The organism is Pseudomonas sp. VS40 (assembly GCF_018587885.1).
Lineage (GTDB): Bacteria > Pseudomonadota > Gammaproteobacteria > Pseudomonadales > Pseudomonadaceae > Aquipseudomonas > Aquipseudomonas pergaminensis.
This window is the reverse complement of sequence record NZ_JAGYWD010000008.1, coordinates 119736-141544: the sequence shown is the minus strand read 5'-3', so window position 1 is coordinate 141544 and position 21809 is coordinate 119736. Positions and strand designations below refer to the sequence as shown.

Annotated in this window: 4 protein-coding genes; all 4 read left to right on the top strand. The window is 60.1% G+C overall.

Annotation, left to right across the window (positions count from 1 at the left end; all coding sequences use genetic code 11):
- Positions 1-17: 17 nt before the first annotated feature.
- The 4 genes from KHP07_RS22890 (at position 18) to KHP07_RS22875 (ending at position 21772) form a co-directional block, all read left to right on the top strand.
- A complete protein-coding gene (locus tag KHP07_RS22890) occupies positions 18-12899 on the top strand; it encodes a non-ribosomal peptide synthetase (RefSeq protein ID WP_214498080.1) in 12882 nt (4293 codons plus the stop codon).
- Positions 12900-13239: 340 nt separating this feature from the next.
- Positions 13240-15957 carry a hypothetical protein gene (locus KHP07_RS22885; RefSeq protein ID WP_214498079.1) on the top strand — a complete coding sequence of 906 codons (2718 nt, stop codon included), beginning with the start codon at positions 13240-13242 and terminating at the stop codon, positions 15955-15957.
- A gap of 362 nt (positions 15958-16319) precedes the next feature.
- Positions 16320-18872: a hypothetical protein gene (locus KHP07_RS22880; protein WP_214498078.1), complete on the top strand. Its 2553-nt coding sequence runs from the start codon at positions 16320-16322 to the stop codon at positions 18870-18872.
- A 293-nt stretch (positions 18873-19165) separates the two neighbouring features.
- Positions 19166-21772, top strand: coding sequence for a hypothetical protein (locus tag KHP07_RS22875; protein WP_214498077.1), 2607 nt, complete (start codon positions 19166-19168; stop codon positions 21770-21772).
- Positions 21773-21809 lie beyond the last annotated feature (37 nt).

Below are 21809 nucleotides of genomic sequence, written 5' to 3'. Positions count from 1 at the left end.
TTTCAGGCAGGAACCCCATGATGGACGCCTTCGAACTTCCCCGCACCCTGGTCCAGTCCCTTCAGCGTCGTGCCGCGCAAACCCCGGATCAGGTCGCCCTGCGCTTCCTCGCCGAGTCCGCCGAGCACAGCGTAGTACTCAGCTACCGCGACCTGGACCAGCGCGCCCGCACCATCGCCGCTGCGCTGCAAGCCAATGCCGAGCTGGGTGACCGTGCGGTGCTGTTGTTCCCCAGTGGCCCGGATTACGTTGCGGCGTTCTTTGGTTGCCTGTACGCCGGGGTTATTGCGGTGCCGGCCTACCCGCCGGAGTCCACGCGGCGTCACCATCAGGAGCGCCTGCTGTCGATCATCAGCGACGCCGAGCCGCGCCTGCTGTTGACCATCGCCAGCCTCGCCGACGGCTTGTCGCAGCTCGACAACGCGCCGCCGGTGTTAAGCGTCGATAGCCTGGAGAGCGCTGGTAACTGGATCGCTCCCGACCTGCACCCCGACGACATCGCTTTCCTGCAATACACCTCCGGCTCCACCGCGCTGCCCAAGGGCGTGCAGGTCAGCCACGGCAACCTGGTGGCCAACGAAGTGCTGATCCGCCGTGGTTTTGGCATCGACCTCAACCCGGATGACGTGATCGTCAGCTGGCTGCCGCTGTACCACGACATGGGCCTGATCGGCGGCCTGCTGCAACCAATCTTCAGTGGTGTGCCGTGCGTGTTGATGTCGCCGGCCTACTTCCTCGGCCGGCCGTTGCGCTGGCTTGAGGCGATCAGCGCATACGGCGGTACCATCAGCGGTGGTCCGGATTTCGCCTATCGCCTGTGCAGTGAACGGGTCAGTGACTCGGCGCTGGAGCGGCTGGACCTGAGCCGATGGCGCGTGGCCTATTCCGGGTCCGAACCGATCCGCCTCGACACCCTGGAACGCTTCGCCGAAAAGTTCGCCACCTGTGGTTTCACCCCAAACAATTTCTTCGCCTCCTACGGCCTGGCCGAGGCGACCCTGTTTGTCGCCGGCGGCACCCGGGGCCAGGGTATTGCCGCGTTGCGCGTCGACGAGCAGGCCCTGGCCGCCAACCGCGCCGAACCGGGGCAGGGCAGTGCGATCATGAGCTGCGGCACCAGCCAGCCCGAGCATGCCGTACTGATTGCCGACCCACAAACCCTCACCGAACTGCCCGACAACCGCGTCGGCGAACTCTGGGCCAGCGGTCCGAGCATCGCCCATGGCTACTGGCGCAACCCGGAAGCCACCGCCAAGACCTTCGTGCAACATGCTGGCCGTACCTGGCTGCGCACCGGCGACCTGGGTTTTATCCGTGACGGTGAGGTGTACATCACCGGCCGCCTCAAAGACCTGCTGATCGTGCGCGGCCACAACCTGTACCCCCAGGACATCGAGCAGACCATTGAGCGCGAAGTCGAAGTGGTGCGCAAAGGCCGGGTCGCCGCATTTGCGGTGAGCGACAAGGGGCTGGAAGGCATTGGCATTGCCGCCGAAATCAGCCGCAGCGTGCAGAAAATCCTGCCGCCCGAAGCGCTGATCAAGGCGATCCGCCAAGCCGTGGCCGAGGCTTACCAAGAGGCGCCCAGCGTGGTGGTGCTGCTCAACCCCGGCGCCTTGCCGAAGACCTCCAGCGGCAAAGTGCAGCGCGCAGCCTGTGCGCTTCGTCACAAGGACGGCAGCCTCGACAGCTATGCCCAGTTCCCCGACCTGCAAGCGCAGGTGAGCGATGGGGCGCTGGAATCCGAGTTGCACAACCAGATTGCGGCGATCTGGTGTGAGCAACTGAACATCGCAAGCGTTGCCGCCGATGATCATTTCTTCCTGCTCGGCGGCAACTCCATCACTGCCACCCAGGTGGTCGCACGCCTGCGCGAAACCCTCGGCCTGGAACTGAACCTGCGCATGCTGTTCGAAGCGCCGACCCTGGAAGGCTTCGCGGCCAACGTTGCGCAGTTGCAGCAAGACGGTGGCGTCGCCCAAGGCGTGATCCACAGCCTGTCACGCCAGGATGAACTGCCCCAATCCCTGGCGCAGAACCGCCTGTGGATCACCTGGCAACTGGACCCGCACAGCAGCGCCTACACCATCCCCGGTGCCCTGCGCCTGCGCGGCGAGCTGGATGAAGACGCCGTGCGCGCCAGCTTCCAGCAACTGATCCAGCGCCACGAAGCGCTGCGTACGCGCTTCTACGAAAGAGACGGCCAGGCTTTCCAGCGCATCGATGCCAAGGTGGAGTTCGAGCTGCAAGTCATCGACCTCAGTGACCTGCCAGCGGCCGAACGCGAAGCCCGCGCGCAACAGATCCGCGAGGACGAAGCCCGCACCCAGTTCGACCTGGAAAAAGGCCCGCTGCTGTGGGTGACGCTGGTGCGCCTGGACGATGAGGATCACCAACTGCTGGTGACGCTGCACCACATCATCGCCGACGGCTGGTCGCTCAACATTCTCATCGACGAGTTCTCGCGCCTCTACGCCGCCGCTGTCCAGGGCCAACCCCTGGAATTGCCGCCCCTGGCCCTGCAATACGCCGACTACGGCAGTTGGCAGCGCCAATGGCTGGCCGAGGGCGAAGGCGAGCGCCAACTGGCGTACTGGACAGCGCAACTGGGTGAAGAGCATCCAACCCTGAGCCTGGCCACCGACCACCCGCGTTCGGCGCACCACCGTCACACCGCCTCACGCCACACCGTGCGGCTTGGCACGAGCCTCAGCGAAGCGATTCGCCAGACCGCCCAGGCCCACGAATCCACGCCCTTCATGCTGTTGCTGGCGGCCTTCCAAAGCCTGCTGCATCGCTACAGCGGCCTGCGCGACATTCGCATCGGCGTGCCCAACGCCAACCGTCCGCGCCAGGAAACCCAAGGCCTGGTCGGCTTCTTCATCAACACCCTGGTGCTGCGTGCCGAGCTGGACGGGCGCCTGGCGTTCAGTGAGCTGTTGGCCGCGACGCGCCAGACGGCACTGGGCGCCCAGGCCCATCAGGACCTGCCGTTCGAACAACTGCTGGAAGCCTTCCCGCAGGCCCGCGAACAGGGCCTGTTCCAGGTCATGTTCAACCACCAACAGCGCGATTTGAGCGCGTTGCGCCGCTTGCCGGGCATGCTTGCCGATGAACTGCCATGGCACAGCCGCGAAGCCAAGTTCGACTTGCAACTGCACACCGAAGAAGACCGCAACGGGCGCTTGAGCCTGTCGTTCGACTACGCCGATGAGCTGTTCGAAACCGCGACCATCCAGCGCCTGGCCGAGCACTACATCAACCTGTTGCACGCCGTCTGCGAGCACCCCCAGCAAGCCATCGGCGACATCGCGCTGATGCAGCAGGACGAACAGGCGCTTTACAGCGAAGCACCCTGCGCGCCAGCCCAGCAGTGGCTGCCGGAGCTGCTTAACCAGCAGACCTCGGACGCCACCGCGCTGGTCTGGGACGGTGGTAGCCTGACCTTTGCCCAACTGCACACCCAGGCCAACCGCCTGGCCCACTACTTGCGCGATAAAGGCGTCGGCCCGGACGTGTGCGTGGCCATCGCCGCCGAGCGTTCGCCGCAACTGCTGATCGGCCTGCTGGCAATCATCAAGGCCGGTGGCGCCTATGTGCCGCTGGACCCGGATTACCCCGCCGAGCGCCTGGCCTACATGCTCAAGGACAGTGGCGTCCACCTGCTGCTGACCCAGACCGCATTGCTGGAACAGGTGCCGAGCGCCGAAGGCGTGTGCGTGATTGCGATGGACAGCCTGCACCTCGACAGCTGGCCCACCCAGCCGCCCGGCTTGCACCTGCACGGTGACAACCTCGCCTACGTGATCTACACCTCCGGTTCCACCGGCCAACCCAAAGGCGTGGGCAACACCCATGCGGCCCTGGCCGAGCGCTTGCAGTGGATGCAGGCCACTTATCAACTCAATGAAACCGACGTGTTGATGCAAAAGGCGCCGATCAGTTTTGACGTGTCGGTGTGGGAGTGTTTCTGGCCACTGATCAGCGGTTGCCGCCTGGTGCTGGCCGGCCCCGGTGAACATCGCGACCCGCATCGCATTGCGCAGTTGGTGCAGGAGCACGGCGTGACCACGCTGCACTTTGTGCCGCCGCTGTTGCAGTTGTTTATCGACGAACCGTTGGTAACCGAATGCACCCGCCTGCGCCGCCTGTTCTCCGGCGGTGAAGCCTTGCCCGCCGAACTGCGCAACCGCGTGCTGGCGCAGTTGCCTGCGGTGCAACTGCACAACCGTTATGGCCCGACCGAAACCGCGATCAACGTGACCCACTGGCACTGCCGTGTCGAAGACGGCGAGCGCTCGCCGATTGGCCGCCCGCTGGGCAATGTGATCTGCCGCGTGCTGGACGAGCAGCTCAACCCGGTGCCACTGGGTGTGCCGGGTGAACTGTGCATCGGCGGCATTGGCCTGGCCCGGGGTTACCTGGGCCGCGCCGGGTTGACGGCTGAGCGTTTTGTCGCTGACCACCAAGGGGCACGCCTTTACCGCACCGGTGACCGCGCGCGTTGGAATGCCGACGGTGTGATCGAGTACCTCGGGCGCCTCGACCAGCAGGTCAAGCTGCGTGGCTTTCGCGTGGAGCCGGAAGAAATCGAAGCGCGCATGCTCGCCCTGGAAGGCATCGCCCAAGCCGTGGTGCTGGTGCGTGATGCTCAGCTGATTGGCTACTACACCGCCCCTGCCGAGCTGGACGAACAACACGTCAAGACCGCCCTGGCCGCCGAGCTGCCCGAGTACATGGTGCCCGCGCTGCTGATGCGCCTGGACAGCATGCCTCTGAGCCCCAGCGGCAAGCTGGACCGCCGGGCGTTGCCGGAACCGGTGTGGCACGTGCGCGAACATGTCGAGCCCGAAACCCCGCTGCAACAGCAGATCGCTGCGATCTGGCGCGAAGTGCTGGGCCTGCCGGGCATCGGCCTGCGCGATGACTTCTTCGCCCTCGGTGGCCATTCGTTGCTGGCCACGCAAATCATCTCCCGCACCCGCCAGGCATGTGACGTCGAGCTGCCATTGCGCACTTTGTTCGAAGCCAGTGAGTTGGGGGCATTTGCCGAGCAGGTCGCACTGATCCAGGCGTCGGGCCAACGCAACCAGCAGACCGCAATCGCCAAGGTCGACCGCAGCCAACCGGTGCCGTTGTCCTATTCCCAGCAGCGCATGTGGTTCCTGTGGCAGATGGAACCGGACAGCCCGGCCTACAACGTCGGCGGCATGGCGCGCCTGCGCGGCGTACTGGATGTGGGGCGTTTCGAGGCGGCGTTGCAGGCCTTGATCATGCGTCACGAAACCCTGCGCACCACCTTCCCGAGCGTCGACGGCGTGGCCTATCAGAAGGTCGCGGCGCAGACCGGCCTGCGCATGGACTGGCAGGACTTCTCCGCGCTGGACGAAGCCGAACGCCAGCCACGGTTGCAACAATTGGCAGATCACGAGGCCCATACACCGTTCAACCTGGAGACCGGGCCGTTGCTGCGAGCCTGCCTGGTCAAGACCGGCGAGCGCGAACACTACTTGGTGCTGACCCTGCACCACATCGTCACCGAAGGCTGGGCCATGGACATCTTTGCCCGTGAACTCAGTGCGCTGTACGAAGCCTTTATCGATGAGCGTGAATCGCCACTGGCACCGCTGCCGGTGCAATACCTCGACTACAGCGTGTGGCAGCGCCAATGGCTGGAGGCTGGCGAACGTCAGCGTCAACTGGACTACTGGACTGCGCAATTGGGCAGCGAACACCCCTTGCTGGAACTGCCCGGCGACCGTCCACGGCCACCGGTGCAAAGCCACCAGGGCGAACTCTACCGCTTCGACCTGAGCGATGACCTGGCGGCCCGCGTGCGAGCCTTCAATGCCGAGCGCGGCCTGACCCTGTTCATGACCATGACCGCCACCCTGGCTGTGTTGCTCTACCGCTACAGCGGCCAGACCGACCTGCGCATCGGTGCGCCCGTGGCCAACCGTATTCGCCCGGAAAGCGAAGGGCTGATCGGCGCCTTCCTCAACACCCAGGTGCTGCGTTGCCAGCTCACTGGGCAGATGAACGTCGCTGAATTGTTCGAGCAGGTGCGCCACACTGTGATCGAAGGCCAGTCCCATCAGGACCTGCCGTTCGATCACCTGGTGGAAGCCCTGCAGCCACCGCGCAGTGCGGCGTACAACCCGCTGTTCCAGGTGATGTGCAACGTGCAGCGCTGGGAATTCCAGCAAAGCCGCCAACTGGCCGGCATGACCGTCGAATACCTGGCCAACGATGCGCGTGCGACCAAGTTCGACCTCAACCTGGAAGTCACCGACCTCGACCATCGGCTGGGTTGCTGCCTGACCTACAGCACCGACCTGTTCGACGAGCCGCGTATTGCGCGCATGGCCGAACATTGGCGCAACCTGCTGGAAGCCTTGATCGCCAACCCGCAACAGCGCCTCAGCGAGCTGCCCTTGCTGAGCGTCGCCGAGCAGCGGGCCGTGCAGGACAGCCTGGGCATCGAGGCGGGCGAACACCGCCTTGACCAGTGCATCCATCCACTGTTCAGCCAGCAAGCGGCAGCCCGTGGCGATGCACCGGCGCTGACCTTCGCCGGTGAAACGCTGAGCTACCGCGAGCTGGAGGCCCGCGCTAACCGCCTGGCCTGGATGCTGCGTGAGCGCGGCGTCGGCCCGCAGGTGCGGGTGGGCCTGGCACTGCCGCGCTCGCTGGAAATGGTCATCGGCCTGCTAGCGATCCTCAAGGCGGGCGGCGCCTACGTGCCGCTGGACCCTGAATATCCGCTGGACCGCTTGCACTACATGATCGAAGACAGCGGCATCGGCCTGTTGCTCAGCGATGCGGCGATGTTCGCAGCGCTCGGCGAATTGCCGGCGAGCGTAGCCTGCTGGTGCCTGGAAGATGACTTGCCGGTGCTCGCCAACTACCCGGCCGATGCGCTGCCGTTTATCAGCCTGGCGCAACACCAGGCGTACTTGATCTACACCTCCGGCTCCACCGGCAAGCCGAAAGGCGTGGTGGTGTCCCACGGTGAAATCGCCATGCATTGCACAGCGGTGATCGAGCGGTTTGGCATGCGCCCGGATGACTGCGAATTGCACTTCTATTCGATCAACTTCGACGCCGCCACCGAGCGTTTGCTGGTGCCGCTGCTCAGTGGCGCGCAGGTGGTACTGCGCGCCCAGGGCCAGTGGGATGCCGAGGAAATCTGCGGATTGATCCGCACCCATGGCATCAACATCCTGGGCTTCACCCCGAGCTACGGCAGCCAGTTGGCGCAGTGGTTGGCCACTCAGCAGCAGACCTTGCCGGTGCGTATGTGCATCACCGGCGGCGAAGCCCTGACCGGCGAACACTTGCAGCGCATCCGTGCCGCGTTCAAGCCACAGGTGTTCTTCAACGCCTATGGCCCGACTGAAACCGTGGTGATGCCGCTGGCCAGCCTTGCACCGGAGCAGTTGGAGGAGGGCGCCGCCAGCGTGCCGATCGGCAGCATCATCGGTGACCGCGTGGCTTACATTCTCGACGCCGACCTGGCCCTGGTGCCGCAAGGCGCGACCGGCGAGTTGTACGTCGGCGGGGCGGGCCTGGCCCAGGGTTATCACCAGCGTCCGGGCATGACCGCCGAACGTTTTGTCGCGGACCCGTTTGCGCGCAAGGGTGGGCGTCTGTACCGCACCGGCGACCTGGTGCGCCAGCGCGCCGATGGCCTGGTGGAGTACTTGGGGCGTATCGACCATCAAGTGAAAGTTCGTGGTTTCCGTATCGAGCTGGGCGAGATCGAAACCCGCCTGCTGGAACACGATGCCGTGCGCGAAGCGGTGGTGCTGGCGCTGGATTCGCCGAGCGGCAAACAGCTGGTGGCGTATCTGGTCAGCGATGCCGAGCACGGCGCGCTGCGTGACGCGCTGAAGGCCCATCTCAAGGCGCAACTGCCGGACTACATGGTGCCCGCGCACTTGATCGTGCTGGACAGCATGCCGCTGACCGCCAATGGCAAGCTCGACCGCCGTGCCCTGCCGCAACCAGATCCTGAGGCAAACCGCCAAACATATGTGGCGCCACGCAATGAACTTGAAAGCACCCTGGCTGCGATCTGGTGTGCGGTACTGAACGTGCAGCAAGTCGGCCTGGACGATAACTTCTTTGAGCTGGGTGGCGACTCGATCCTGTCGATCCAGGTGGTCAGCCGTGCGCGGCAGGCCGGGATTCATTTCAGCCCTCGCGACCTGTTCCAGCACCAGACCGTGCAAACCCTGGCTGCCGTCGCCACCCGCTCCGAGCAGGTCACGGCCGAGCAGGGCGTACTGACCGGGCCTTCGGGCCTCACGCCGATCCAGCACTGGTTCTTCGACACCGAGATTCCACAGCGTCAGCACTGGAACCAGGCGCTGGTCCTCAAACCATTGCAACTGCTGGAGCCTCATCGCCTGGAGCAAGCGCTGCTGGCCGTGCTGGAGCACCACGACGCCCTGCGCCTGAGCTTCTCCCGGCGTGACGCGCACTGGCACGCCGAGCATTTGGCCGTGCCGCGAGGCGGCGTGCTGATGCAGGCGCAAGTGCGCGACATGGCGCACTGCACCGCGCTGTTCACCGACACCCAACGCAGCCTCGACCTGGAACACGGCCCGCTGCTGCGCGCCTTGCTGGTGGACGGGCCCGAGGGGCAGCAACGCCTGCTGATCGCGATCCATCATCTGGTGGTGGACGGCGTGTCGTGGCGCGTGTTGTTGGAAGACCTGCAGAACGTCTACCGTCAACTCAGCGACGGTCAGTCCGTCAGCCTGCCGGCCAAGACCAGCGCCTTGCGTGACTGGGCCGCGCGTTTGCAGGCCTATGCCGGCAGCGAATCCCTGCGTGAAGAGTTGAGCGTCTGGCAAGACCAATTGGCTGGGCCGGAAACCGTATTGCCGGTGCCCCGTCCGCAAGGCTCGCTGCGTAACCGCGATGCCGACACTGTCAGCGTGCGCCTGGATGCCGAGCACACCCGCCAGTTATTGCAACAGGCCCCGAGCGCCTACCGCACCCAGGTCAACGACCTGCTGCTGACCGCCTTGGCCCGTGTGCTGTGCCGCTGGAGCGGCCACGCGTCGGCGCTGATCCAACTGGAAGGCCACGGCCGCGAAACCCTGTTCGATGACATCGACCTGACCCGCAGTGTCGGCTGGTTCACCAGTGCCTATCCGCTGCGCCTGACCCCGCAAGCGTCCCAGGGCGACTCGATCAAGGCGATCAAGGAGCAACTGCGCGGCGTGCCGCATAAGGGCCTGGGCTATGGCGTGCTGCGCTACCTGGCCGACGACCTGTGCAAACAGCGCATGGCCGCACTGCCGAGCGCGCAGATCACCTTCAACTACCTGGGCCAGTTCGACCAGAGCTTTGGCGCCGATGCGCTGTTCCACCCGCTGGACGAGTCCGCAGGCCTGGCCCATGACCCGGATGCGCCGCTGCCCAACGAGTTGAGCGTCGACAGCCAGGTGTACGGCGGTGAGCTGGTGCTGCGCTGGACCTTCAGCCGTGAGCGCTTCGATCAGCACAGCGTGCGCGAATTGGCCGAGGCGTACCTGGCCGAACTGCAAAGCCTGACCCAGCACTGCCTGCAGGACGATGCCGGTGGTCTTACACCGTCCGACTTCCCGCTGGCCCACCTGAGCCAGTCGCAACTCGACAGCCTGCCGGTACCGGCCAACGTCATCGAAGACGTCTACCCGCTGACACCGATGCAGGAAGGCCTGTTGCTGCATACCCTGCTGGAACCGGGCACCGGCCTGTATTACATGCAGGACCGCTACCGTATCAACAGCGCCCTGGACCCCGAGCGCTTCGCCCAGGCCTGGCAGGCGGTGATCGCCCGTCACGAAGCCTTGCGCGCCTCGTTCTGCTGGAACGTCGGCGAAGACATGCTGCAAGTGATCCACACACCGGGCAGCACGCCGATTGAATACCTGGACTGGAGCGAGGACCCGGAAAGCGAACAGGAACCGCGTCTGCAAGCGCTGCTCAAGCAAGAGCGCGAAGCCGGTTTCGATCTGCTCAACCAGGCGCCGTTCCACCTGCGCCTGATCCGCGTCGGCGCTGAACGCTACTGGTTCATGATGAGCAACCACCACATCCTTATCGATGCCTGGTGCCGTTCGTTGCTGATGAATGACTTCTTCGAGATCTACATGGCCCTAAGCGAAGGCCGCGAGGCGCAGTTGGCCACGCCGCCGCGTTATCGCGACTACATTGCCTGGCTGCAACGCCAGAACCTCAACGAGGCACGCCAATGGTGGCAGCAGAACCTGCAAGGGTTCGAACGCACCACGCCGATCCCGAGTGACCGGCCGTTCCTGCGTGAACACGCGGGCCACAGCGGCGGCATGGTGGTGGGCGATTGCTACACCCGCCTCGATGCCCGCGACGGTGCGCAATTGCGTGAGTTGGCCCAGGCTCATCAACTGACCGTCAACACCTTCGCCCAGGCGGCGTGGGCCTTGGTGCTGCGGCGCTTGAGCGGCGACCGTGACGTGTTGTTCGGTGTCACCGTGGCCGGGCGCCCGGTGGCAATGCCGGAGATGCAACGCACCGTCGGCCTGTTCATCAACAGCATCGCGCTGCGGGTAAAACTGCCCGAGGACGATCAGCGTTGCAGCGTGCGTCAGTGGTTGAGCGGCTTGCTCGACAGCAATATGCAACTGCGCGAGTACGAATACCTGCCGCTGGTGACGATCCAGGAGCACAGCGAATTGCCCAAGGGCCAGCCACTGTTCGACAGCCTGTTCGTGTTCGAAAATGCCCCGGTGGAAGTCTCGGTGCTGGACCGTGCGCAAAGCCTGAATGCCACCTCGGACTCCGGCCGCACCCACACCAACTTCCCGCTGACCGCCGTGTGTTACCCGGGTGATGACCTTGGTTTGCACCTGTCCTACGACCAGCGCTACTTCGACGAGACCACCGTGCAAGGCATGCTCGGCGAGTTCAAGCGCCTGCTGCTGGCGCTGGTGCAGGGCTTCCATGGCGACATGGCCGACCTGCCGCTGATCGGTGAGCAAGAGCGCGGGTTCCTGGTGGAAGGCTGTAACCAGAGCGAGCACGACTACCCGCTGGAGCGTAGCTATGTCGAACTGTTCGAGGCCCAGGTATCCGCGCATCCTCAGCGGGTTGCCGCCAGTTGCCTTGATCAGCAATGGACGTATGACGAACTCAATCGCCGCAGTAACGGCCTGGGCCACGCGCTGATCAGTGCGGGCGTCGGTCTGGATCAACCCGTGGCATTGCTGGCCGAACGCAACCTCGACCTGCTGGGCATGAACATCGGCAGCTTCAAGGCCGGTGCCGGCTACCTGCCGCTCGACCCAGGCCTGCCGAGCCAGCGACTGCGCAGCATCATCGACCTGAGCCGCACACCACTGCTGGTGTGCACTGAGGCATGTCGCGAGCAGGCCATCGAGTTGCTGGAAGGCTTCGACTGCCAGTTGCTGGTGTGGGAAGAAGTGCCTGCACGCGGCGAAAATCCCGGCATCTACAGCGGTCCGGACAACCTCGCCTATGTGATCTATACCTCGGGTTCCACTGGCCTGCCCAAGGGCGTGATGGTGGAACAGCGCGGCATGCTCAATAACCAGTTGAGCAAGGTGCCGTACCTGGCCTTGAGTGACGCGGATGTGATTGCACAAACCGCTTCGCAGAGCTTCGATATTTCTGTGTGGCAATTCCTCGCTGCGCCGCTGTTTGGCGCGCGGGTGGACATCGTGCCGAATACCCTCGCCCATGATCCCCAAGGTTTGCTGGAGCACGTTCAGGCCCAAGGGATTACCGTGCTGGAAAGCGTGCCGTCGCTGATCCAGGGCATGCTGGCCCAGGAGCGTATTGGCCTGGACGGTCTGCGCTGGATGCTGCCGACTGGTGAAGCCATGCCGCCGGAGCTGGCGCACCAATGGCTGTTGCGTTACCCCCAGATTGGCCTGGTGAACGCATATGGCCCGGCGGAATGCTCGGACGATGTGGCGTTCTACCGCGTCGACCTGGCGTCGACCCGTGGCACTTACTTGCCGATTGGCACACCGACCGACAACAACCGTTTGTACCTGCTCGATGGGGCGCTGGAGCTGGTGCCCCAAGGCGCAGTTGGCGAGTTGTGTGTCGCCGGTACGGGCGTCGGTCGCGGTTACGTCAGCGACCCACTGCGCACCGCGCCAGTGTTTGTACCGAACCCCTTCGGTGCCGCGGGCGAACGGCTTTACCGCACCGGCGACCTAGCGCGCCGTCGCAGTGACGGCGTGCTGGAGTACGTCGGGCGCATCGACCATCAAGTGAAGATTCGCGGCTACCGTATCGAACTGGGTGAAATCGAAGCGCGCCTGCACGAACAACCGGAAGTACGCGATGCGGCGGTGGGCGTGCAGGAAGGCGTCAATGGCAAGCACCTGGTCGGCTACCTGGTGGCGGCTGATGCAGCGCTGAACCCCGGCGAGCGCCTGGACCGCATCAAGCAGCGCCTGCGGGCCGAACTGCCGGAATACATGGTGCCGCTGCACTGGCTATGGCTTGACCGCCTGCCACTGAACGCCAACGGCAAACTCGACCGCAAAGCCTTGCCGACCCTGGAGATCGGCCAGTTGCACAGCCAGGACTACCTGGCGCCGCGAAACGAACTGGAAACCACCCTGGCCGCCATCTGGGCCGAGGTGCTGAAAGTCGACAGGGTAGGGGTAGAGGACAACTTCTTCGAACTGGGCGGGCATTCGCTGCTGGCCACGCAGATTGCCTCGCGGGTGCAGAAAACCCTGCAACGTGACGTACCGCTGCGGGCGATGTTCGAGTGCAGCACGGTGGCAGAGTTGGCCGAGTACATTAATGGGTTGGCGGCGAATGAGATCAGCGCCGAGAAGGTGGACCGGTTGAGTGATTTGATGGCGGAGTTGGAGGGGCTTTAAGCTTCGTTGTCTGTCAGGGCCTCATCGCCGGCAAGCCGGCTGCTACAGGTGAATCACTCCAACTGTAGGAGCCGGCTTGCCGGCGATGGCGTCAGACTGGACGCTGCTGACTTTGGACCAAGCAATTTCAGCTAAGCGATCAACGTCGCGTTGGCATCGAGTGCAGCACGGGGAAGAAGTTGGAAGAAGCGCAGATGACCACTGGTCGGCAGGGGCGGGGTATAGCGCCAAAACTGTCAATTCTCACAGTAGGCGAATAAGCATCAGAAGAGCTCACTGATGGGTAGCCCTCGTCCGCACACAGGATAAGGGTATACCCTCGGAACACGGAGTTCTTTTCATGGCTAAGCAAAAAAAACCACCTCGCGAAACCCCATCAAGCGCTGACAGCGCTCCAAAGCCCAAAAGCTCAGATTCCCAAACAGCCAGGCTGGACGCAGTTGAAGTGAATGCCCCGCTGATTTCCAGTGAGGTGGGCGCAACCATTGTTCCCTCCCAAATGGAGGGTTCATACCTGACCGTCGATTCACGCATGGACAGTTCAGACACCACCGTCATATTCCTCGTGAAGGAGGCGCCTGAGCTGGTATTCCACGATATTGTGGATTCAAGTGGTGAGTCAGGCGCCAGGAGGATTGCTATCCCTCTGCATTATCTGACGACCTCAATGGGGTTCACCCTGCTCATTTCCTATAAAGGGCGAGCAAGCGGGCAGCCAGCGGCTTCGTTGGTCAAGGAAGTGGGGATATCGTTCTACCCAGCCAGTGAAAGTAAAAACTTGGCCCCTTACCTGCTTCATGAAGAAACTGTTAATAACACACCTACCTATGACATGAAATATCACACAGGAGACGAGACGGTGTTGGTGCCTGTCCCTCCTCTTGCGAAAGCGGGCGATAAGGTTTATTGCACTGCTGTTACCGAGCAAGACGCCATTCCATATGTGTTCTACACCGTGATTTATGGTCACGTGTTGAGCCCTGAAGAGGCAGTCGACGGCTACGTACTTAAGTTTTTTATCGCCCGTGGTTGGCTGGCGCGACGCAAGCCATGGAGATCGATTACCCTTCAATGTGCCTGGATCACCAGTAGCTTGGCCGCCGAACCTCCCGCTGAGGTTGATCCTCGCCTCGAAACACGCCTGCCAAGAAATGCGCTGGAGATTCAACATCGTCGCACCGCTGCATTGATTGTGGATCCCGGCATTGAAAACCTGCCACCTCCCCATCTGCAGCAATCTGTGTTTTACAACGACGAGTGGTGTCTTAACCCTGAATTGACCAGGGATGGTGGGGATGTAGATGCCTCCAATCTGGATACCTATGCAGGTGATCGTGTCTGCTTCTTTGTGACGGGACCCGGTTATGCAAGGAAACAGCTTGACTGCGTGGTGATTGAGCAGGATGGGGATCGGGCGTCCGTCAAGCTGCCCGCATGTACCGTTGCGTGTTTTTTCAACAAGCCAATGACGCTGAGCTACACCCTTGCCTTCGGCGAGAGTGAACTGCCATCACCTGATCGCGTGGTTAACGTTTTGGTGCCTCAATTCCCCCGTGCGCAGATCGAGGAAGCCACTAACCATACAGTGGATCTGGGAGCGTTTTCAGGGGACGCGACGGCTACAGTGCCTGCATGGGCCTATGGTGAATGCTCGAAACTTTGCTGGATGTGGGTCACTGGCAAAGGGGAAGACGGGCGTGATTTGAGGTTTGATCTCTTGAGCGGGGCACCGGTTACGGATGACTGGAAGGCGCGTGGTGTCGAGACGCCGCTCTCCAGGGTTGATTTGCAAAAACTGGCCGATTGCAGTGATTTTGATCTGCACTTTGCGGCAAGCTTTTGTGAGGCGAGTGATTTGGTGGACGCCCAAGAGTTCCTTGTTCATCGTTTCAATATTCAGCAAGTTCCACTGGTGCTGCCCCCTCCCAGTGTTCCCGATGCCACCGAGCGGGGGCCGAACGATTATGTACTCAGGCCCGTCAATGCGGTTCAGGGCGCCACGGTCCGAGTCGCCTATGACGATACGTGCCCGGATGACCAGGTGTGTGTCTATTGGGAGGGCGGGCCGGGGGATGGCACTCCACCGGTCCCATGCAAAGAGGCTGGGGATCAAGACTTCGTCGACTTTGCAATTCCCGCCAGCGCGGCGACACCGTACCTGGAAGATGCCGTGCGGGTACATTACACAGTGACTCGTAAGTGTAAAACACTCGAAAGCCCACCCTGCGATGTAAGCCGATTGCCCCGGCCGGCTTTGCCAGACCTGATATTTGACCTGGGTGATTTCTGCGCACGTGACCCCGAGATCACGGCTGAACCTTGGATGATGATCAGCACAAAAAACAAAGTCCGGCTGGAATGCCGTGGCTTTCTGGAGGACGGAACCCCCACCGTTTTGCCGCTGGTACAGTGGGAGAGCGTTACGGAGTCAGAGGTAACCAACGGATGGAAAAAAGCAATGCCGCACGATGTGTTCATGCAATTGTGTCACCGCAGCGAAGTCACATTTGTCATGCAGGTGCTATTTGATGGCGACCCGGCAGAGGAATTGCCGACGACATTTCCATTGCTCACGACCACGTTGATTCACCGCTTCGTGCAGACTGAAGGATTTGATGGGCAGCCTAATAAGTTTCTTGCCGATCAAGAAAAAATTGAGTTATCGACCATGACGATCACGATGATAGACAATGTTGGTCGTGGCGGGGGCATTGTCACGTTCCCTGCCGTACCACCCTATTTGACGGGACCTGCAATTGTAACCGCCTATCAGCTCTCAGGGATGTTGCATAGGCCACAAAAGCTAAGGCTGGATTTCACTAATAAGTGTAAGTGTGTCCGTTTTGCAGCGGCTCATATTGATGGGCACAATTCCGTTGGGTTCAGGTTTCTGAACGACAAGGGTGAGCTCTTGCACGAGCGGTGGCTGCCGTCTCCTCCAAGGCATTTGTGGATCGAGTTCGATGCCCCGCAGAAGGAGCATGTCAAGACGTTGGAAATCGATTCCGTGGATTATGCTTTTTTTGACAATTTTACGTTAATAGGCTCAGTGGAGTGAGCAGTGCTCCAAATGAATGGGTGCTCTTAGCCTAACATTTCAGGGGGGCACTGGCGTTGACAATGACCCGGTGACCCTTCTGGAACAGGTTTCCAGGACATACGGTGGCATGGCAGAGGTACCGATATTGGCCGGATCTTGGCCAGTGCCTGCAACGTGCAGGCCTGCCGGCGGCGTCGTGTTCTTCGAGGGCTTTACGGCGAAGCCGACGCTGTCCGCTGGTCGTACAGCGTCTGTTTTCGGGTTGGAACTGTGAATTCTGACAGTAGGAAGTTCTGCTTTTTTTCGATGCAATAGGGCGGTGCCTCATAGGCGAATACTTCGGCTTGGCACTCACCGTCCATTGGAAAGGAGCTTTCAGCATGCCCAAGTCATTGCCGGATGTTTTTGAACCGCCCATGCCCGAGTTGGTCGAGGCAGAGGGCGCACGAGAGGTTGACCCACTGAAATTGCTTCACGGGGCGACCATACGGGTTTGTTATGACGGGATGCTTCGCACGGATCGGATTGCCGTGTGCTGGGAGTCCCGACCAGGTGAGTGCGCGCCCATTGAGCCGCAGTATGGTGTTGACGCGGGTTGCGTCGATTTCGATGTTGAGCCGTTTGATGTGGGGCTACGCCTCGACGCCATCGTCAAATTTTCCTATACCGTTACCCGTGACGGTGAAACGCATCCGTCGCGTGTGGCCGAGGTCAGAATCAAGCTGCCCTCCAACCTGCCCGCACCCGAATTTCTGCAGGCCACTGATGGTGTGCTGGACCTTTCGCTGTTGTGTTGCCGCGATCCTGTCGTTTCGGTTGCGCCTTGGGCATTTATCAATAATGAGCAGAGTGCCGGGCTATATTTAAGTGGCACTTATGCAGGGGGGGGGCGTTTTTATGAGGAGTTCTTCAAGGGCGAGAAGATCACCGACGAAGAAGTGCTGGGCGGATGGTCTAGGCCGTTGCCAATGGCCTTGCTCAAGCAACTTGAGCACAATAGTCGATTGATCCTGATATTCGACGTCAAGCTCCATGGTCACGACAACAGCTTTTCGCGACTCTTTCCCAGCAGCACCACAACGCTGCTCACACTGCCCCATCTGGAACTGGGCGCGCCCAACGTCGTTCAAGCGGTGGAGTGCACGCCCGGCGAGTTCTCACTCAACCCAATCAACGCTAAGGACGGCGCCACGCTTCGAGTGGCTTACGATCAACCCTGCCCCAACGACAATGTGTGTGCCTACTGGAAGGGTACTGCCGGGCCGGGAACGCCTTATCTGGGCTGCCAGGAGATGGGGACCAAAGGCTTTATCGACTTTGTCGTGCCGGCTTCGTCCATCAGCGCGAACCTCCAGGAAACCGTGACGGTGTGCTACACCGTGCAGCGCGGTAGAGAGATGTGGCAATCGCCGTCCCGCGATATTCATGTCCTGAACATCAGCGATCTACCCATGCCCGATGTGAGTGAGGCCACGGGGAAAACGCTGGACCTCAATACCTTTTCCGGCGACGCCGAAATAACGGTCCACCCTTGGTGGCTTATCGATGAAGTCCATCCGCGCTGGCTCTGGGTGACCGGGATTTCGGAGGGCGACACGCCTTACAGTATTGATGTCCTGCAAGGTCAGTCGGGACCGAGGACCGGCGTCAGTGAAATTCTGCTGCGAAGCGAGCTTCTAAAGCTATCGGATTGCAGCACCGTATATGTGCATTTCGCGGTGAATTTCAATGGCCGGTTGGACAAGGCCAGCGCTGAAGCATTTCCAGTGCTGGCGTTAGAGCTGGTGCAGCCTGATCTAGTGCTGGATGCCCCTACGGTACGAGAAGCGGTAGGTTCTGATTTGACGGTATGGAATGCTCGAAATGGGGCAACTGTTCGAGTGCAGTACCCACGGATGAGTGCCAGAGACATGATCAGTGTGTGCTGGAAACAGGAAGGCGCCTGTTTGCCATGCATCAGTAAACAAGGCAATAGTGATCCTGGCTACGTCGAGTTTCCTGTTTCTCGCAACGCGGTTATTCATGGAATCAATAAAACAATACCGATTAACTTCACCGTTGAACGCGCGTGTCAGCAGGCAACTTCTATGGACTTGGAACTGAACATCAGTACCCCAGTAAGGCTCCCCGAGCCGACTGTTCTAGAAGTGACTGAATCAGTACTGGATATGCGTACTTTTCTTGGAGATGCCCACGTTAGTTTGGATGCTTGGTGGTTCATATTGCCCGGACAGTTAGCGTGGTTGGAGTGTCTTGGCACAGGTGAGGATGGCTTGCCGTATACGATCAAGGTGATCACCGGGGAAAAAATTGAGCAGGATGGTCAACATAAACTGCAGTGGCCGATCGAGCGGGATGAGCTTTTAAAGTTTAAGGATAAAACATCTTTATTGATCCAGTTTAAAGTCACCGCTGATGGCGACCCAAATGTAGGCAATGCAATTGTATTTCCGACGTCGATCATTACTATGTTTACCAAGAAAATGCTGGATGCAACTGAATTTATTGGGGAAAATTGGAATGGTTGGGCGTCGGGGGGCGGTGCAACCCACCCTGAAGATTTGAAAATCAAGACTGATCCTGATGGTCGCGTTTTTTTGTTTGACTGGGGATACACCGACACCAGCAATCCATTAACGCAAAGGGAGAAATTGGTAAAAGTCTACAATAATCTCGAACCAGGCTTTCGCTATGAATTTAGAGCAGATGTACGAAATAACAGTGGTGCTAGCCCTCCTCCAAAAATTGGCTTGGTAGCCAATGGGGTTGATATTTATCCGGCGACTGTTCTGGCTTCCAGGGTTTGGATGACCATCAGTGGTACGTTCATAGCGAACTCAACCACCGCCAGGCTCAGTATTGACAATCTGCAGATGGGGAAACAAGGTAATGACTTCGACATGAGTAGAATTATTCTGGAGGAAATTTCATAGCGGTTTGAGAAATAGGCCCTCTACACACTGCAGAGGGCCTCGATTTATTTCGGTCCAAGATTCTTCACCCGCTTCTCTGGCGACGCCCCTTGCTGTTGCAGCACGGTAGCGGAGTTGGAGGGGCTTAAGAACGAAGTTGGTGCTGTCCGTTGATCGGACAGCGTCTTTTTTCGGGTTAGAACTGTGAATTCTGACAGTAGGAAAAGCCGTTTTTTTCCGATGTGATAGGGCGGTGCCTCATAGGCGAATACTTCGGCTTGGCACTCACCGTCCATTGGAAAGGAGCTTTCAGCATGCCCAAGTCATTACCGGATGCCCTTGATTTGCTTAAGCCAGAGCTGCTTGAGGCCGAGGGAAAATCTGATGTCGATTCACTCAAACTGCTGGATGGAGGGACGGTTCGGGTCATATACGACGATATGCGGGCCAGTGACCTCATCACCCTGAACTGGCCCATTGAAGGTAGCCCTTATCCTCCGCTCGAACCTCAGGAAGGTGTCGACGGTGGTTATATCGACTTTCATATTCCGGCGCACTACATAGCGCTGTGGCTGGATGACTATGCCATTTTCACCTACACCGTCAGCCGGAACGACGAGGAGCAAACATCTCGACAAGGTAGCGTAAGAATCAGCCTGCCTTCCAACTTGCCTCAGGTGGAGCTTCCCGAAGCGATCGATAGCAAGCTGGATCTTTCCTTGCTGTGCTGTAAAGACCCTACTATTTTGATTTCCCCCTGGGCATTTGCAGGCACGAACCAGACAATTAATTGCTATCTGAGCGGGACTTATCTCGACGGCACCAAGGCCAGACTCTATCCATTCAAGCATGAACCCGTTACCGAGGAAGACGTGCGCACGGGCTGGCGCCGGCCTCTGCCAAGGGATGTACTCCTGCAACTTAAGCATCACAGTGAATTGTCTATTTTATGCGAGGTTCGCTTTCGCCAAAGCGCCGGAGCAGTCTACAGACTCTTTCGCTCGCTACTACTAACCCTGCACACTGAGCCCCACCTGCAGTTGTCGCCGCCGGAAATGCGGGAGGCTGTTCATACTGAGTTCGATGGCTGTGTGCTAAACCCGGTGAATACGGTTAAGGGGGCACATGTCGTGGTGGCCTATGAACGCGTGTGCAGTGATGACCGGGTGTGCCTGACGCTCTCCGGTACGCCGGGGCCAGGCTCGCCGTCACTGGAGTGTCGTGAAGTGGGCGAGGGTGAAAGCAGCGTGGTGTTTGCAGTGCCACCTTCGGCGATCAGCGCCAACTTTAAGAAAACCATTACGCTGGCTTACAACGTGAGGCGCTGCGATGGCAGCCAATGGTTCTCGCCCAAGCGTACCGTAAAAGTGCTTGGCATCGATGGTTTGTCGAGACCGAATATTGAACAGGCTACCGGCAATGTGCTGGACCTCTACACCTTTGATGATGATGCAACCGGCGTGGTGCCCATCTGGGATTACGCGGCACTGGGGCAGTCTTGCTGGATGTGGTGCGTGGGCGTGCTGGCGGGCGGGAGCCCTTATCGTTTTGACGTATTGATAAATGAACCGCTGACATCATCCTGGTTGGAAAATGGCGTGGATGCAGCGATACCCAGGGCCGAGCTTCAGAAACTGGCGGATTGCAGTGATTTGCATCTGTATTTTGCAGTGAGTTTCGATGGGCTGGGTGAACTTGGGGCTGTTGAGTTTCCGTTTAAAACTTTCCACCTCAAACAAGAACCCTTGGTGCTGCTTGAGCCCAGTGTGACCGAAGCGGTGGACACTGACCTGACCGCCTGGAATGGGCGCGACGGTGTTCATGTCGAAGTGGATTACGTCGGCAACAACACCAAGCACAGCATCAGCGTCTGCTGGCAAAAGCCGAATGGTACTTGCTGGCCGTTGGCGTCCAAACCCGGCAGCGCTGAGGGGGCAGTCATCTTCGCTCTGCCACGGGAAGCGGTGATCGAAAGTATGGGCAAGACGGTGAAGATCAATTACACCGTGACCAGCGCATGCAAGGTGCAGACGTCTGCGGATTTGAACTTGAAGATCAGCGCGCCTGTGCGACTGCCGACACCGGTAGTGCCGCAGGCTACGCCACCCGCCCAACAAGGTGGCATTCTGGATTTGGCCAGCTTTTTTGGGGATGCTTCAATCACTGTTGAACCCTGGTGGTTTATTCTGTCAGGTCAGCTTGGCTGGTTGGAGTGCGCGGGGATCGCCGACGAAAATGGCGCGCCTTACATCATAAAAGTGTCTACTGCCGATCCGATTACCTCGTATGACGTGGACGGTGGGTTGAATAAATTACTCAAGCGTACAGAGCTGGAAAAACTGCGTAATGCAACGCCGTTGGTTGTGACATTCAAAGCGACGCCGGATATTGGTGGTGGGGTGGGTAATTCGATTGCGTTTCCGGAATTGCATTTGAAGATTCGTAAGGCTTTCTACGATTACACCGATTTCAACCCTGACGGTGAAAGCTGGAATAACTGGGAGAGAGGGCCAGGTGCCACACATGAAGACGATCTGAGGCTTAAGGAAGGGGCTGTACCGGGATCGACGAATGGGTATTATTTGGAAGACTGGGGGTTCACCAATACGAAGAACCCTGTCACCCAGCGTGTGAAGATGTACAAGGACTTTACCCAACTGGAGGTTGGGCGTCTCTACAAGTTCAGTGCCTGGGTACGCGACTCTTATCAACCAGGAGATGGCAGAAAGCCTCTTTTGGTGCTCGTAGCTCAAGGGGAAGAAATTTCCTCGAGAACGGAGCCTGGTACACCGTGGGAATTGCTTCAAGGTACTTTCCTGGCCGGTTCAGATACCACGAGACTCTCACTTGATAACCTTCATATGGGCAGAGATCCGGTCAATGACTTTGATGTGACCCAGATCACTGTCGAAGGACTGTGATCAGACCCTGGTAAGAATAAGGCCTCCGATGGTCGGA

Bases quoted from the DNA above. Each gene is read 5' to 3' on its own strand.
- KHP07_RS22890 (WP_214498080.1), top strand. From the start codon at position 18: ATGATGGACGCCTTCGAACTTCCCCGCACCCTGGTCCAGTCCCTTCAG.
- KHP07_RS22885 (WP_214498079.1), top strand. From the start codon at position 13,240: ATGGCTAAGCAAAAAAAACCACCTCGCGAAACCCCATCAAGCGCTGAC.
- KHP07_RS22880 (WP_214498078.1), top strand. From the start codon at position 16,320: ATGCCCAAGTCATTGCCGGATGTTTTTGAACCGCCCATGCCCGAGTTG.
- KHP07_RS22875 (WP_214498077.1), top strand. From the start codon at position 19,166: ATGCCCAAGTCATTACCGGATGCCCTTGATTTGCTTAAGCCAGAGCTG.